This is a genomic window from Microbispora sp. CA-102843, assembly GCF_050936215.1.
Classification (GTDB): Bacteria; Actinomycetota; Actinomycetes; order Streptosporangiales; family Streptosporangiaceae; genus Microbispora.
In genome coordinates this window covers 7,094,039-7,110,346 of the sequence record NZ_JBNJNF010000001.1, presented here as the reverse complement: position 1 = coordinate 7,110,346, position 16,308 = coordinate 7,094,039, and the positions used below count along the sequence as shown (strand labels likewise).

The following is a 16,308-nucleotide window of genomic DNA, read 5'->3' as shown; positions in this document are numbered from 1 at the left end:
AATGCGGTGTCATCCTCAATGCGGGGACCGTCCCAGCATGCCGGGTTCGAGGCCGCGCAGCGAGGCGTCGAGCACCTCGGCCGTGTGCGCGACCCGGATCTCCCCCTTGCCCGCTCTGCGGACGGCGGCCGCGATCTGCATCGTGCATCCCGGGTTGGCCGACACCAGCAGGCCGGCGCCGGTGGCGAGCACCCGTTCGGCCTTGCGGTCGCCCAGTTGCCGGGCCGCCTCCGGCTGGAAGAGGTTGTAGGTGCCCGCCGACCCGCAGCAGATCGCGGACTCCTCGACCTCCCGCAGCTCCAGCCCCGGGATCGCGCGCAGCAGCTCACGCGGCTGGGCGCGCACGCCCTGGGCGTGGGCAAGGTGGCAGGCGTCGTGGTAGGCGACCGTGACCGGCAGCGGGTGGCGCTCGGCGGCCGGTCCCAGCTCGGTCAGGAACTCCGCCAGGTCACGGGTCCGCAGCGCCCCGGCGCGGGCCGCCCAGGCGGGCTCGTCCGCGAGCACCTCGGCGTAGTCCTTCATGCTCGACCCGCAGCCCGCCGCGTTCACCACGACGGCGTCCACGCCGGCCCGCTCGAAGGTGGCGATCGTGCGGCGGGCGAACCTCCGCGCCTCGGCCTCGCGGCCCGAGTGCAGCGACAGCGCCCCGCAGCAGCCCTGCCGGGGCGGGATCACCACGTCGCAGCCCTCCAGCGCGAGCACCCGGGCCGTCGCCGCGTTGACCTGCGGGAAGAACTCGCCCTGCACGCAGCCGGTCAGCAGCCCGACCCGCGCCCTGCGCCGTCGCCTCGCCCGCACCAGTGGCGGCAGCCGTACGGGCCGGGGGACGCCGGGTGCCAGTTCGGCCATCGCGCCGAGTGAGGGGTTCACCCGTTCCAGGAACGGCTGGAGGCGCCTGCTCAGCCGCATCGGCAGCCGCATCGCCCGCAGCCTGCGCCGGTAGGGGAACAGCGCGAACACCAGCGCCCGGATCGCGCGCTCGTCCGGGCGGCGCACGTGCTCGCGCTCCACGACCGCGCGTGTCTGCTCGATCAAGCGGTCGTACCGCACCCCGGACGGGCACGCGGTGACACACGCCATGCAGCCCAGGCAGGCGTCGAAGTGACCGGCCATCGCGTCGGTGAGCGGCGTGCCCTCGACGTGCTGCCCCATCAGGTGGATGCGCCCGCGCGGGGAGTCCATCTCCTCGCCCCACAGCACGTACGTCGGGCAGGTGGGCAGGCAGAACCCGCAGTGGACGCAGTCCTTGATCAGCTCGGGGTCCATTTCAGATGCCTCCGACGAAGCGGCCGGGGGACAACCGGCGATCGGGATCGAACCGCTCCTTGACCCGCCGCATCAGCGGCAGCGCGCCGACGCGCCCCCACCGGTCGAGGCGGCGCGCGGTCTCCGGGGGCGCGGCGAGCACGACCACCCGGCCGTCGAACATCCCCTCGGCGTCGTCACGCACCAGGCCCACGAACCCGGCGATCTCACCGGGCAGACCCCGCAGACCGATGTGCAGCGTCCCGGCGGCGAGCGAGCCGCGGATCGCCGGCCGCGCCCCCGACGCGTGGGCGGCCTCCCTCAGGGCGGGGAGCATGTGGGGAAGCGAGGCGACCCCGATCCTGAGCTCAAGCAGCGCGTCGTCGTCCGACGAGGGAAGCCGGTTCCACCACGTCGGCGGCTCCTCGGTCACTTCCGCCGAGCCGTCCATCACGTCGTTCATCAGCACACACAGCGCCTTGGCGCGCTCGGCCGCGGCGGCGCCCTCGACCAGGACCGCCAGCGTGCAGGGGCCGTCCACGTCGGGCCAGTCGATCTCCACGGCGCTCGGCTCCAGCGGCGACTCGGTCACCGCGGGGACCGCCGTCAGCAGGACGCCGGTCGCCGACATGACCCGCTCCGTCTCGGTCACCGGCCGTTCGACGGTCGCCGTCACCCAGGCGCGGGCGGCGGGCAGGGGATGAAGGCGGAACGTCGCGTCCGCGATGATCCCGAGCGTGCCGTACGAGCCGGTGAACAGCTTGCCGAGGTCGTATCCGGCGACGTTCTTGACGACCTTCCCGCCCGACTTGGCGATCGTGCCGTCGGCGAGCACGACCGTGACGCCGATGAGCAGGTCGCGGGCCGTGCCGTGGCGGAACCTGCGCGGCCCGGCGACGCCGGTGGCCAGCAGCCCGCCGACCGTGGTCCCCGGCACGGGCACGTCGAGTGCGAGCTCCTGACCTCCCTCGGCGAGGGTCCGCGCCAGCGCCTCGACGGTCACCCCGGCCTGCGCCCGGACGACCAGGTCACCCGCCGCGTGTTCCGGCATCCGGTTCATGCAGCACAGGTCCACGAGCACGTCACAGCGGGCGGGCGAGGCTCCCCAGCGCAGCTTGGTCCCGCCGCCCGTCGCGACGACGGCCAGGTCGTGCGCGGCGCAGACCCGCATCACGGCCGCGATCTCCTCGGCCGACTCGGGCAGCGCCACCCAGCGCGGACGCACGCCCGCGACCTCGTCCCCGTCGCCGGCCGCGCGCACGGCCACACCGGTCGCCTCCAGCGCGTCCCGAACGTCCCGCACGCCCATCAGAACTGCTCCGCCAGTCCGGCCTCGACCAGAGGGTGAGCGCCCCTGCGCACTCCCGGCGCCTCGCCGCACAGGCGCGGGGTGGGGAAGACCTTGCCCGGGTTGGCCAGCCCCCGGGGATCGAACGCGCACCGCACGAGTTGCATGGTGTCGAGGTCGTCCTCGGTGAACATCCGGGGCATGTAGCGGGCCTTGTCCACGCCGACGCCGTGCTCCCCGGTGATCGACCCGCCGTGCTCGACGCACAGGTCGAGGATGCGCCCGCTGACGGCCTCGGCGCGCTCGGCCTCGCCGGGCACGGAGTCGTCGAACAGCACGAGGGGATGGAGGTTGCCGTCGCCCGCGTGGAAGACGTTGGCCACGCGGATGCCGTACTCCTCCTGCAGCCGGTCGATGCCCGCGAGCACGCCAGGAAGCGCGGTCCGCGGCACCACGCCGTCCTGCACGATGTACGCCGGGCTGATCCGGCCCACGGCGGCGAACGCCGACTTGCGGCCCTTCCAGATGGCCGCCCGCTCCTCCGCGGAGGCGGCCACCCGGATCTCGAAGGCGCCGCTGTCGCGGCAGATCCGCTCCACGGCCGCGAACTGGTGCTCCACCTCGGCGCGCGGGCCGTCCAGCTCCACCACGAGCACGGCTCCCGCCCCGGCGGGGTAGCGGCAGTTGACGGCGGCCTCGGCCGCCTCGATCGCCAGCGCGTCCATCATCTCGATCGCGGCGGGGACGACGCCCGCCGCGATGATCGCCGACACCGCGTGCCCGCCGGCCTCGATGCCGGTGAAGGCGGCGAGCAGGGTCGTGACCGCCTCGGGCGCCCGCGACAGCCGTACGGTGATCTTGGTGGCGATGCCGAGCGTGCCCTCGGAGCCGATGAACGCGCCGAGCAGGTCGTAGCCGGGGTCCCGGGCCGACAGCTCCACGATCTCCCCGTCGGGCGTGACGATCTCGGCGGCGAGCACGTGGTTGACCGTGAAGCCGTACTTGAGGCAGTGCGCGCCGCCCGAGTTCTCCGCCACGTTGCCGCCGATGGAGCAGACCTGCTGGCTGGAGGGGTCGGGGGCGTAGTAGTACCCCCGGTCGCGGACCGCCTCGGTGATCGCCAGGTTCGTCACCCCGGGCTCCACCACGGCCTGGCGATTCGGGATGTCGATCTTCAGGATCCGCCGCATGCGGGAGGTGACGATCAGCACGCCGTCCGTGCGGGGGAGGGCGCCGCCCGACAGGCCGGTGCCCGACCCCCGCGCGACGAACGGCACGCCGTGCTCACCGCACAGCCGTACGACCGCGGCGACCTGCTCGGCCGCCTCCGGCAGCACGACCACCCCGGGGGTCGCCCGGTGGTGGGTCAGCCCGTCGCACTCGTAGGTGCGCAGCCGTACGGGATCGGTGATGACGGCGTCGGGCGGGAGCACGGCCGCCAGCCGTGCCGTCAGCCGTTCGAGCTCGGACATCGGCTCCCGCTTCCCCTCACATCGTCACGGCATCCGCTCGTACGCCGGAAGCGTAAGGAACTCCGCGAAGTCGTCGTCAAGGGCGACCTCCTTGAACAGCGCCGTGGCCTGCGCGTAGAGCTTCTCGTCGTAGCCCGGCTCGGCGGCGATTCCGGCCAGCTCCTCCTCGATGATCCGCTCCACGAGCTCCCGTGTCACCACCGCGCCGGTGTCGGCCAGCGTGATGTCGTTGTGGATCCACTGCCAGACCTGCGAGCGGGAGATCTCGGCGGTCGCCGCGTCCTCCATCAGGTTGTGGATCGCCGCGGCGCCGTTGCCGCCCATCCAGGCCGCCAGGTAGCGCAGGCCGACGTCCACGTTGCCGCGCAGCCCCGCCTCGGTGATCTCGCCGGGGGTCTTGGACACCGACAGCAGGTCCTCGGCCGTGACGTGGACGTCCTCACGCAGCCGGTCGAGCTGGTTGGGCCGGTCGCCGAGCACGCCGTCGAAGACCTCGCGGCAGATCGGCACGAGGTCGGGGTGGGCGACCCAGGAGCCGTCGAAGCCGTCGCCCGACTCGCGGGTCTTGTCGGCCCGCACCTTCTCCAGCGCGACCTTGTTGACCTCCGGGTCACGACGGGAGGGGATGAAGGCCGCCATGCCGCCGATCGCGTGCGCGCCGTGCTTGTGACAGGTGCGTACCAGCAGTTCGGTGTAGGCCCGCATGAACGGCGCGGTCATCGTCACCGCGTTGCGCTCGGGCAGCAGGAACTCCCGCCCCCGGGTGCGGAACTTCTTGATGACGCTGAACAGGTAGTCCCAGCGGCCGGCGTTGAGGCCGGCGGAGTGCTCGCGCAGCTCGTAGAGGATCTCCTCCATCTCGAACGCCGCCGGGTAGGTCTCGATGAGCACGGTCGCCCGGATCGTCCCCCGGGGGATGCCGAGCAGCTCCTGGGCCCGGACGAACACGTCGTTCCAGAGCCGCGCCTCCAGGTGTGACTCCATCTTCGGCAGGTAGAAGTAGGGCCCGCGGCCCTTGCCGATCTGCCGCTGCGCGCAGTGGAAGAAGTAGAGGCCGAAGTCGAGCAGCGATGCCGACATCCGCTCGCCGTCCACCAGGATGTGCTTTTCGGGCAGGTGCCAGCCGCGCGGGCGGACCACGACCGTGGCCAGTTCCTCGTCCGGCCGCAGGGCGTACGTCTTGCCGCCGGACTCGAAGTCGATCGTACGGTCGAGGGCGTCGCGCAGGTTGAGCTGCCCGTTGATCGTGTTCTCCCAGGTCGGGGAGTTGGCGTCCTCGAAGTCGGCCAGCCAGACCTTGGCGCCGGAGTTGAGCGCGTTGATCGTCATCTTGCGGTCGACCGGGCCGGTGATCTCGACCCGGCGGTCCTCCAGCCCCGGAGCGGGCGGGGCGACCCGCCACTCCGACTCGCGGACGTGGGCGGTCTCGGGAAGGAAATCGAGCATGCCGCCCGCGGACAGCTCCTCCTGCCGCGCCTGACGCGCGGCGAGCAGTTCCCTGCGCCTGGGGTCGAACTCGCGCTGCAAGGTGGCCACGAAGCCGAGGGCCTCGGGAGTGAGGATCTCGTCGAACCGGTCCAGCAGGGGGCCCTTGATCTCGACGCCTTCCGTCATTTTCCACCTTCCGGAAAAGTAGTTCTGAATGGTGGAATCGACGCTACTTCAGGGGACGGCCGGGGGTCAACGCAGGGGGTTCCTCAGGGGGCTGTCCGGGGATTCCCTGATGGGAGACGTCGCACGCATGGCCGAAGATCGTGGGCATGAGATACAAGACGATGGCCGTCGCGGGGGCCGTCCTGGGAATGAGCCTCGTCGTCGCGGCGTGTGACGTGCGGCTCGACTTCGACGGGCAGCAGGCCGTGGAGTCCTACGACGTGACGGACAAGGTGGCCGTCCTCGACACCCATGCCGGGTCGGGCGACATCGTGGTGAACGAGAGCGACAGGTCCGGGGTCCACGTCACCGAGACCCTGCACTGGCGCGGTGACAAACCCGCGAACGGCCATTCCGTCGACGGGGACACGCTCACACTGGCGTACAAGTGCGACAGCTGCTCGGTGGACTACAAGGTGGAGGTGCCGCGCGGTCTCACCATGAAGATCGACACCGGCTCGGGGGACATCACGCTGCGCGACCTGACCGGCCAGGTCAACGCCTCCACCGGATCGGGCGACGTCGACGCGCGGGGGCTCGCCGCCACCCAGGTCAGCACCCGCACGGGGTCGGGGGACATCACGCTCCGGTTCACCGCCGTCCCCGACCAGGTGCAGGCGGTGACCGGGTCGGGCGACGGCCGGCTCTGGGTGCCGAACGGCGCCTACAACGTCAACGCGTCGACGGGGAGCGGCGACCGCAGGATCGAGGTGGCGGACGACGCCTCGGCGCCGCACACGATCACGATCAGGACCGGATCGGGCGACGCCGAGGTGCACAAGCTGTGATCGCCGTCAGGCGAGCACCGGCTGGTTGGCGCGGAAGACGCCGTCCGGGTCGCGGCGGCGCTTGATCTCGCGCAGCCGGGCCAGCGTGTCCGCGTCGAACGCGGAGGCGGCCTTCTCGTCGCCGCCCAGGTAGGTGAACGGCTTGCGGCCGGTCGTGTGCGGCGCCATCGCCCGCGCGATCTCCGCGAGCCGCGCGTTGACCGCCTGCCGGCCCTCCGGCGACATGACCGGCCCGATCATGCCCAGCAGGTACGGCTCGGCGATGTGCCCGCACGCCCCGCCGCCGTCGGCGGGCCGGCTCAGCGCGCCGCCGAGGTGGCGCACCTGCACCGTGGCCAAGGGGGCGACGTCGCCCACGGCCGCGAGCAGGTCGTCCGCCACGTCGTCGCCGAGCCCGGTCAGCAGTTCGGCGCGGCCCGCGCCGGGCACCGGCTGCGTCGGCTCGGCGCAGATGCCGCCCAGCGCGTCCAGGGGCAGCGCCGCGCGGCTGTCGCGCAGCACGCCGGGGATGCCCTCGAACCGCCGGAGCAGGTCGCGCCCCTCCTCCTCGCCGCCCAGGAACGTCGAGTCCACCGCGACCGCGGCGAGCCCGCGCAGCGGCTCGGGCACCTGGGGCACCGGCGGGAACTTCACCATCGTGAACCAGACGGTCAGTTCCTCGGGCGCCGCCGCGGTCACCTCCCGGTAGGCGGCGAGCACCTCGGGCGCCCGCTCGGCGGGCCACAGCATGCGTCCGCCGTACAGCAGCGGCGCCGGGTGCAGGTCCAGCTCCATCGCCGTCACCAGCGCGAAGTCTCCTCCGCCGCCGCGCAGCGCCCAGAACAGGTCGGGGTCGGAGCCGGCCGTGACGCGGGCCTGCGTGCCGTCGGCGCCGACCACCTCGAAGGCGCGTACGGCGCCGGCCGCCCAGCCGTGCCTGCGCGCGAACCACCCCAGCCCGCCGCCGAGGGTGTAGCCGGTGACGCTGACGACGGGGGAGCTGCCGGGCAGTCCGGTCAGCCCGTGCTTGCCGGTCGCGGTCAGCAACTCGCCCCACTGCACGCCGGCCTCGACGCGGGCGGTCCGCTGCTCCGGCACGACCTCCACGCCGCGCAGCCGTCCGGTGCGCAGCAGGATCGTCCCGTCGAGGCGGGTCGTGGCGCCGTGCCCGCTCGGCTGCGCCGCGACGGCGAGACCGGCCAGCCTCGCGCAACGGATCGCGGCGGCGGCGTCGGCCGCGTCCTCGACCTCCACGACCGCGGCCACGCGCTGGTCGACCGCCCGGTTCCACGGCAGCCGCGCGGCCTCGAAGCCGTCGTCGCCGGGGACGAGGACCTGCCCGCGTACCGTACGGCGAAGGTCGGTTCCCAGGGTTGTCACGCTCTCCTCCTGCTGTGTCCGGCGGCGCCGGTCGGCCCCGCTCGTGATCAACCCTGCTACATCCCGGTTGGCGATGATTAGGAATCGGCTCGGAACGGTCTGGTCCTACGGTAGGAATCCGATTTCCGGTAAATGTCTCGCGATGGGGAACGATGGACTTTCGCCTGTTCGGCCCGTTCGAGGTCACCGACGCCGACGGCCGGGCGGTCGGCCTCGGCACGCCCAAGCAGCGGGCCGTGCTGGCCATGCTCGCGCTGGAGCCGGGCCGCGTGGTCTCCCTCGACCGTCTCATCGACGAGCTGTGGTCGGGCGAGGCGCCGTCGAGCGCGACCGGGACCCTGCAGGCGTACGTCTTCCAGCTCCGCCGGGCGCTCGAACCCGGCCGGCCGCCGCGCACGCCGCCGAAGCTGCTGGTCACCCGCGAGCCCGGCTACCTGCTGGCGGTGGCGCCCGGACAGGTGGACCTGGTCCGCTTCACCGCGCTGGCCGAGGACGGCGGGCGGGCGCTCGCCCGGGGCGAGCACACCGCCGCGGCCGAGTCGCTGCGCGGCGCGCTGGAGACGTGGCGGGGCGAGCCGCTGGCCGAGTTCACCGCGTACGAGTTCGCCCAGCCGGTCGTCGCGCGGCTGACCGAGCTGCGCGCCACGGCCACGGAGAACTGGTTCGAGGCCCGGCTGGCGCTCGGCGACGCGGGATCGTGCGTGCCCGACCTCGAACGCCTGGTGGAGGACCACCCCTACCGGGAGCGGCTGTGGAGCCTGCTCGTGCTCGCCCTCTACCGGTCCGGACGGCAGGCCGACGCCCTCGCCGCGCTGCGCAGGGTCAGGGCGCTGCTCGCCGGGGAACTGGGCCTGGAGCCCGGCCCCGAGCTGCGGTGGCTCGAGCAGGCCGTCTTCGGCCAGTCGCCGGACCTCGGCGGCCCCGGGCCCGTCCTGCTCGCCCCCGCCGCCGCGCCGGTGTCGGCCGCCCCGCCCGGGACCGCGCCGGGACCGGTCGTCCACGACGGGCTCGTCGCCCGGCGCGAGCAGCTCGGACGCGTGGCCGCCCGCCTGGCCGAGGCCCGGCGCGGCCGGGGCGGCGTGCTGCTGGTCGCCGGGGAGGCGGGCATCGGCAAGACCCGCCTCGCGGAGGCGGCGGCCGACGAGGCGGCCGCCCTGGGGATGGCGGTCGCCTGGGGCCGCTGCGCCGAGGACACCGGCGCCCCCGCCTTCTGGCCGTGGCTGCGGGTGCTGCGCGACCTCGGCCCGGAGGCGGCGGACGCGCTGGCCGCCCTGTCCGGGGACACGCCGGGACAGACACCCGGCGGCGACCCCGGCACCGCGCTGTTCGAGCTGCACGAGCGGGTGGCCGTCGCCCTGCCGGCGGCGGGACCGGCGCTCGTCGTCCTCGACGACCTGCACTGGGCCGACGCGTCGTCCCTGCGCCTGCTCGCGTTCGCGGCGGGGGAGCTGCACCGGTCGCCCGTGCTGGTGCTGGCGACGATTCGCCCGGAGCCGGGCGGCGACCCCGAGCAGCTGCGCGACACGCTGGCCGCACTCGCCCGCGAACGCGGCGCGGAGCGCCTCACGCTGCCGCCGTTCACCCGGGAGGACGTGGCCGCCTACCTGGCCGGGCGCGACCTGCCGGACACGCGGCTCGCCGCGCTGCTCCACGAGCGCACCGGGGGCAACCCCTTCTATCTGGGCGAGCTGATCCGGCTGCTGGGCAGCGAGCACCGGCTCGACGCCGCCTCCGTCGGCGTGCCCGAGGGGGTGCGTGAGGTCATCGGCCGCCGCGTGGCACGGCTGCCGGAGGAGACCCGTGCGCTGCTGGAGGCGGCCGCCGTACTCGGCCGCGAGGTGAGCCTCGACGCGCTGGAGGCCGCCTGCGGCGTGGGCGCGGAGGAGGTGATGCTGCGGCTCGAACCGGCCGTGGCGACGGGGCTGCTCGTCGAGGCGCCCGGCTTCGACTACCGGTTCTCCCACGCCCTCGTCCGCGACGCCCTCTACGCCGGTCTCGGCCGGGTGCGCGCGGCGCGGCTGCACCTGCGCACGGGGGAGGCGCTGGAGGTCCTTCCGGGGGTCGAGGCGTCCGTGCTCGCCCACCACTTCGTGGCGGCCGCCCGGGCGGGCGGCGCCGCCAAGGCCGTGGAGTACGCCGTCCGGGCCGCCAGGCAGGCCGCCGCCGGCTGCGCGTACGACGAGGCGGTGGACTGGTGGGGCAGGGCCCTCGCCGCTCTGGGCCCCGCGGACCCCGCCCGGCGCTGCGCGCTGCTGGTGCGCCGCGGCGAGGCGCTGCGCGCGGTCGGCGACGTCGCCGGTGCGAGGTCGGCGCTTGAGGAGGCGATCGGCCTCGCCGCCGGCATCGGCGAACGTGCGACGCTGATCGAGGCCGCGACGGTGTTCGGCGGCATGTCGGTGTGGAACTGGCACCACTACGGCATCGTGGACGACGGGTCGGTCACCCTCTTGGAGGGCCTGCTGAAGGAGCCGCTCGGCGACGTGGAGCGGGCCACCCTGCTGGGCACCCTGGGCTTGGAGCTGTACTACTCGCCGCGCAGGGTCGAGGGGGAACGGCTGGCGGCCGACGGCGTGCGGCTGGCCCGCCGCACCGGCGACCCCCGCCTGCTGGCCCGCTCGCTCAACAACTACGTGGTGGCCGCCTGGGTCTCCGAGCGGGAGGACGAGCGCCGCCAGGCGGTCGAGGAGATGCTCACCCTCCCCCTGGACGCGACGGCGGAGGCCGTCGCCCGCGTCTTCCGCATGGCCCACCTGCTGCGGGCGGGCGAGCTCGCGGAGTGGGACCGCGACCTGGCCCGCTGCGCCCGGCTGGCCGAGGAGATCAGGCGTCCCGAGACGACCGGGATGGCGCGGATCGCCGAGGCCGCCGGCCGCACGATGCGCGGCGACTGGGCGGAGGCAGAACGCCTCGCGGAGGAGTTCACCGCGCTCATCGCGGGGTTCAGCATGTGGGGGCTCGACTACCCCGGCCTGATCACCCTCTACACCTGCCGCCGCGGGCAGGGCCGGGTGGACGAGCTGGCCGACCGGCTCGTGGCCCGGGCGCACGACCCCGACATGGTGCCGCTGCGCGCGGTCGCCGCTCTGGCCGCCCTCGACGTGGGCGACACCGCGCTCGCCCGGCGGCTGGCGGAGCGCTGGAGCGGCGAGATCCGCGACGACTGGACCGCCGAGCTCCTCGTCGTCGTGTGGGGCCACGTGGCCGCCCGGCTCGGCGTGCCCGACCCCGCCGCCCTCTACCGCAGGCTCGCGCCGTATGGGGAACGGCTCGTGGTCAGCGGCATGGGCGGCGCCGGCTGGGGCTCCACCCACCTGGTCCTGGCCGAGCTGGCGGCCGCCGCGGGTGAGCGCGGCCTCGCCCTGCGCCACGCGCGCCGGGCCCACGAGACCCATCTGAGCCTGGGGCTGGACCACTGGGCGGGGGAGAGCACGCGGCTCCTCGCCGAACTGGACGGATGAGCCGCCGTCAGTCGAGGACGGGGTGGTTGCCGAGGAAGACGCCGTGCGGGTCGCGGCGGCGCTTGACCTCGCGCAGACGGGTCAGGATCTCGGCCGGGAAGGCGGACGACGCGGGCTCCCCGTGGCCGAGGAAGGTGAAGGGCTTGCGGCCGGTAGAGACCCCCGCCACCGCGTCCGCGACGGCCGACTGCCGCTGCCGGATCGCCTCCTCGATGCCGGGCGCTACGAGCACGCCGAGCGTGGTCAGCAGGTAGGGCTCAGCGATGTGGCCGCAGGCGCCGCCCTTCTCGTCCACCCGGGCCAGCGCCCCGCCGAGGTGGCGGATCTGCACGTAGGCGAGCGGCGCGATGGTGCCGGGCCCGGCGGCGGCCAGCAGCGCCGCCGCGTCGGCGTCGCCGAGGCCGGTGAGCAGCTCGGAGCGCAGCATCGCCGGTGTCGGGTCGGTCGGCTCCGCGCAGATGTCCGCCAGGTTCGCCACCGGCATCCGGTCGCGCGTGTCGAAGACGGGCTCGGGAATCCGGTCGAACCGGTGCAGCAGGGCCCGCGCCTCGTCCGGGTCGCCCAGGTAGGCGACGTCGATCGTCACGGCCGACAGGCCGCGCAGCGGCTCGGGCAGCTCGGGCAGCGGCGGGAACTGCAGCAGGTGGAACCAGACCGTCAGCTCCTCGGGCGCCTCGGCCGTGGTGGCGCGGAAGGCGGCCAGCACCTCCGCGGCCCGCTTGGCCGGCCACAGGATCCGCCCGCCGTACAGCACCGGCGCCGGGTGCAGGTCGAACTCCATCGCGGTCACCACCGCGAGGTCGCCCCCGCCGCCGCGCAGCGCCCAGAACAGCTCGGGGTCGCTGCCGGCCGTGACGGTCGCGTGCTCGCCGGAGGCGTCCACGACCTCGAACGCGCGCACGCTGTCGGCGGCGAAGCCGTACTTGCGCCCGAACCAGCTCAAGCCTCCGCCCAGGGTGAACCCGGTGGCGCTGACGGCCCCCGTGCTGCCCGCCAGCGGTGTCAGCCCGTGCTCGCCCGCCGCCGTGAGCACCTCGCCCCACGAGACGCCGGCCTCCACCCGGGCCACCCGTTCCGCCGGCCGTACGGTCAGGCCGCGCAACGCACCCGTCCGCAGCAGGATCGCGTCGTCGAAGGCGGCGGGGGCGTGCCCGTTCGGCTGGGTGGCGACGCGCAGCCCGGCGAGGCCCGCGTAGCCGACCACGGCCGCGACGTCGTGCGCGTCCCGCGCCTCGACGACCGCCGCGACCCGCTGGTCGACGGCCAGGTCCCAGGGGCGCCGGCTCTCGTCGAAGCCCTCGTCGCCGCGCACCAGCACCCGGCCGCGCACCACTCGGCGGAGATCGGCGCCGAGCGCCTTCACCTGGTCCATCTCTTCTCCTCCCCATCGTGGGTTCCTCGTGTGGGACCACGGTGGAACACGGGGATCGGAGCGTTCATGAGCGCGGCTTGAAGGCCGTCCAAGTCGCCCCCAAGTGGACCGTTCCGGTGGGGGTCGTCCCGGCTCTACGCTTGCGGCAGCGATCAGAGGGGTTAGGCCATGAACACGCTGTCCTTCCGGCTGCTCGGCCCTTTCGAGGTCACCGGCGGCGACGGCCGCGTCATCGACCTCGGCCCGCGCAAGCAGCGGGCGGTGCTCGCCGTCCTCGCCCTTGAGCCCGGCAGGATCGTCTCCCTCGACCGGCTGATCGACGAGCTGTGGGCGGACGAGCCGCCCTCCAGCGCCACCGCGACGCTGCAGTCGTACGTCTCCAACCTGCGCAAGGTGCTGGAGCCGGGACGCCGGCCGCGCACGCCCCCGGCCGTGCTGCTCACCCGCGAGCCCGGCTACCTGCTGTCCGTCGCGCCCGGCCAGGTCGACCTCGCGCGCTTCGTCTCCTGGGTGGAGGACGGCCGCAGGGCGCTCGCGCGGCGCGAGTACGCCGCGGTGCTCGGGCTGATCGACCGGGCACTCGAGTCATGGCGGGGCGAGCCGCTCGCCGAGTTCGCGGCCTACGAGTTCGCCCAGCCTGCCATCGCGCGCCTGGCCGAGCTGCGGGCGGTGGCGGTCGAGGACCGGTTCGAGGCCAGGCTCGCCATGGGCGACGGGCCCTCGTGCGTGGCCGACCTGGAGCGGCTGGTCGAGGCGTATCCGTACCGCGAGCGGCTGTGGAGCCTGCTCGTCCTCGCCCTCTACCGGTCGGGCAGGCAGACCGACGCGCTCGGCGCGCTGCGCCGGGTGCGCGCCCTGCTCGCCGAGGAGATGGGCCTGCAGCCCGGCCCCGAGCTGCGGCGGCTGGAGCAGGCCGTGCTGGAGCAGTCGCCGGCCCTGGACGCGCCCGCGCCCCTGGAAGCGCCCGTCGTCGCGCGGCCGGCCGACGCTCCGCCGGCGGAGGAGCGGCCCATCCCGGCGGACGAGCCGCCGCCGTCCGCGGCCCTCGTCGCGCGCGAGCGCGAGCTCGCCCGCTTCGGCGAACGGCTCGGTGCCCTACGACGGGGCCGCGGCGGCGTGCTGCTGGTGACCGGCGAGCCGGGAATCGGCAAGACCAGGCTGGCCCAGCTCGCCGCCGAGGAGGCCGAGGCGCGCGGCGTCGCGGTCGTCTGGGGCCGCTGCGTGGAGGCCGAGGCGGCCCCGCCGTTCTGGCCCTGGCTGCAGGCGCTGCGCGAGCTGGGGGAGCGGGGCCGGGCCGCGGCGCGGCTCCTCGCGGGCGAGGGCGACGCCGCCGCCGACCCGGAGGCCGCGCTCTTCGAGCTTTACGAGGGCGTGCTGGCCGCGCTCGCCCGGTCGGGCACGCCGACGCTGGTGGTGCTGGATGACCTCCACGCCGCGGACGTAGCCTCGCTGCGGCTGCTCGCCTTCCTCGCTGCCGAGCTGCACCGCAGGCCCGTGCTGGTGCTGGCGACCGTGCGGCCGGAGCCGGGCAGGGAGCCCGAGCGGCTGCGCGACACCCTCGCCGCCCTCACCCGCGAGCCCGGCACCGAGCGCCTCACCCTCGCGCCGTTCACCGCGGAGGAGGTCGGCGCGTTCCTGCGGCGGCACGACCTGACCGACCCGGCGCTCGCCGAGGTGCTCTACCGGCGCACCGGCGGCAACCCCTTCTACCTCGGCGAGCTGCTGCGGCTGCTCGGCAGCGAGCATCGGCTCGACGCCGCGTCGCTGGGCGTGCCGGAAGGCGTCATGGAGGTCATCGAGCGGAGGGTCGCGCGGCTGCCCGACCCCACCAGGGACCTGCTGCGCCGCGCCGCCGTCCTGGGCCGCGACGTCAGCCTCGACGTGCTGGAGGCGCTCACGGAGACCCCCGCCGAGGAGGTGATGTCGCTGCTGGAGCCCGCCGTCGCCGTCGGCGTCCTCGCCGAGGCGCCGGGAGGCTTCGACTACCGTTTCTCGCACGCCCTGGTGCGTGACGCGCTCTACGCCGGGCTCGGCCGTCTGGAGAAGGCCAGGCTCCACCTGAGCGTGGCGGAGGCCCTGGAGTCCCTGCCGACGGCGCCGCCCGGCGGCGACGGGGCGGCGCGCCTGCCCGTCCTCGCCCACCACTTCGCCATGGCCGCGCGGGTCGGGGGAGCGGACAAGGCCGTCGGCTACGCCGCCAGAGCGGCCAGGCAGGCGACCGCCCAGCGCGCGTACGACGAGGCGGTCGAGCTGTGGGACAAGGCGCTGCTCGCCCTCGGCACGCGCGACCCGGCCAGGCGGTGCCGCCTGCTGATCGAGCTGGGCCGGTCGCTGCGCGTCATCGGGGACGCCGTGCGGGCACGGGCGGCACTCGAGGAGGCCATCGAGCTGGCGGAGGACACGGGCGACCGGGTGGCCCTGGTGGATGCCGTGGCGGTGTTCGGCACCCTCAGCGTCTGGAACTGGCGGTCGTACGGAGTGGTCGACGACCACACGGTCGCCCTCCTCGAAAACCTGCTGGCGGGCCCGCTGGACGACGCCCACAGGGCGGCACTGCTCGGCACTCTCGGCATCGAGCTCAACTACGGGCCTCGCCGCGCGGAAGGCGAGGCGATGGTGGCGGAGGCTGTGGAGATCGCCCGGAGGATAGGCGACCCCGCCCTGCTCCTCCAGGTGCTCAACAACTACATGATCGCGTCCTGGGTGCCGGAGCGGGAGACCGAGCGCCGCCGCGCCGCCGAGGAGATGCTCGCGGTGCCCAATCTTCCCGCCGCGGCTGAGATCGTGGCCCGGGTGCACCGGATGGCGTGCCTGTTCAGGGCGGGGGAGCTGACCGAATGGGACCGCGATCTGGCCCGCGCCGAGCGTCTGCTGCAGGAGGTCAGAAGATCTGAGCTGACGGCCATGGTGCGCATCGCCCAGGCCGCGCGGCTGACCCTGGAGGGCCGCTGGGACGAGGTCGAGCGCCTCGTCGACGAGCTCGGCGAGGTCTTCGGCGACAGCAGCATGTGGGGCCTGGGCGTCGTGCGGCCGACCATGCTCTACGCCTGCCGGCGGGGACAGGGCAGGGTCGCCGAAGTCCTCGAGGAGGTCATCACGGCGGCGTCGCAGCCGCACAACGACCCGCTGCGTCCCATAGCCGTGCTCGCGGCGCTCGACGTGGGCGATCGCGAGCTGGCCGGGAACCTGATCGCCCGATGGGGCACGACGGTCCCCGACGACTGGTCGGGGGAGTTCGTCGCCGTCATCTGGTCGTACGTGGCGGCTCAGCTCGGCGTCCCCGATCCCTCCGGCCTGTACGACAGGCTGGCGCCGTACGCGGACCGGCTGGCCCTGCACGGCAGCGGCACGGCCGGCTGGGGCTCCATCCACCAAGCTTTGGCAATGTTGTCGGTGGCGACGGGCGACCGGGAGCTGGCCCTGGACCACGCGCGCCGGGCGCACGAGATCCACCTCCGCCTGGGGCTGGACCACTGGGCGGGACGGAGCGCGCGACTCCTGGCCGAGCTGCGCTCATAGGGACTGGGCTCATAGGGACTGGGCTCATAAGAACCGGGCCCATAAGAACTGCCTACATAAGAACTGGGCACATAAGGGAGTGCGCACGTCCGGGGGGTCGTGTCACCATCGACGGGAGGCACCCGGGGCCGGGAAGGCATCGGCGTGTCTGACT

Annotated in this window: 9 protein-coding genes; 3 read left to right on the top strand and 6 right to left on the bottom strand. The window is 74.4% G+C overall.

Features of this window, described 5'->3' with window-relative positions:
- Window positions 1-15: 15 nt before the first annotated feature.
- The 4 genes from ACQEVJ_RS32925 to aceB are packed head-to-tail and all read right to left on the bottom strand — an operon-like array spanning window position 16 to window position 5,619.
- Complete coding sequence (locus ACQEVJ_RS32925; protein WP_433107868.1) at window positions 16-1,266, bottom strand: (Fe-S)-binding protein; 1,251 nt, start codon at window positions 1,264-1,266, stop codon at window positions 16-18.
- Window position 1,267: 1 nt separating this feature from the next.
- Window positions 1,268-2,554: an FAD-binding oxidoreductase gene (locus ACQEVJ_RS32920; protein ID WP_433107866.1), complete on the bottom strand. Its 1,287-nt coding sequence runs from the start codon at window positions 2,552-2,554 to the stop codon at window positions 1,268-1,270.
- Complete coding sequence (locus ACQEVJ_RS32915; protein ID WP_433107864.1) at window positions 2,554-4,005, bottom strand: FAD-linked oxidase C-terminal domain-containing protein; 1,452 nt, start codon at window positions 4,003-4,005, stop codon at window positions 2,554-2,556. The genes ACQEVJ_RS32920 and ACQEVJ_RS32915 overlap by 1 nt, the downstream gene beginning before the upstream one ends.
- Before the next feature lie 24 nt (window positions 4,006-4,029).
- The gene (gene aceB, locus ACQEVJ_RS32910) at window positions 4,030-5,619 is read right to left on the bottom strand and encodes a malate synthase A (protein WP_433107862.1); all 1,590 of its coding nucleotides are present in this window, start codon (window positions 5,617-5,619) and stop codon (window positions 4,030-4,032) included.
- 146 nt (window positions 5,620-5,765) lie between these two features.
- On the opposite strand from aceB, the gene ACQEVJ_RS32905 reads away from it, so the two are divergent.
- Complete coding sequence (locus tag ACQEVJ_RS32905; protein ID WP_433107860.1) at window positions 5,766-6,446, top strand: DUF4097 family beta strand repeat-containing protein; 681 nt, start codon at window positions 5,766-5,768, stop codon at window positions 6,444-6,446.
- Between the two features lie 6 nt (window positions 6,447-6,452).
- On the opposite strand, the gene ACQEVJ_RS32900 is transcribed toward ACQEVJ_RS32905, so the two are convergent.
- Entirely contained in the window at window positions 6,453-7,805 is a 1,353-nt protein-coding gene (locus ACQEVJ_RS32900) for an FAD-binding oxidoreductase (protein ID WP_433107858.1), read from the bottom strand.
- A 152-nt stretch (window positions 7,806-7,957) separates the two neighbouring features.
- Here ACQEVJ_RS32900 and ACQEVJ_RS32895 point away from each other — a divergent pair, with 152 nt between their 5' ends.
- The gene (locus tag ACQEVJ_RS32895) at window positions 7,958-11,263 is read left to right on the top strand and encodes a BTAD domain-containing putative transcriptional regulator (protein WP_433107856.1); all 3,306 of its coding nucleotides are present in this window, start codon (window positions 7,958-7,960) and stop codon (window positions 11,261-11,263) included.
- Window positions 11,264-11,270: 7 nt separating this feature from the next.
- Here ACQEVJ_RS32895 and ACQEVJ_RS32890 read toward each other — a convergent pair whose 3' ends face one another.
- Window positions 11,271-12,635: an FAD-binding oxidoreductase gene (locus ACQEVJ_RS32890; RefSeq protein ID WP_433107854.1), complete on the bottom strand. Its 1,365-nt coding sequence runs from the start codon at window positions 12,633-12,635 to the stop codon at window positions 11,271-11,273.
- Window positions 12,636-12,803: 168 nt separating this feature from the next.
- Here ACQEVJ_RS32890 and ACQEVJ_RS32885 point away from each other — a divergent pair, with 168 nt between their 5' ends.
- Complete coding sequence (locus ACQEVJ_RS32885; RefSeq protein WP_433107852.1) at window positions 12,804-16,154, top strand: BTAD domain-containing putative transcriptional regulator; 3,351 nt, start codon at window positions 12,804-12,806, stop codon at window positions 16,152-16,154.
- The last annotated feature ends 154 nt before the right edge of the window (window positions 16,155-16,308 follow it).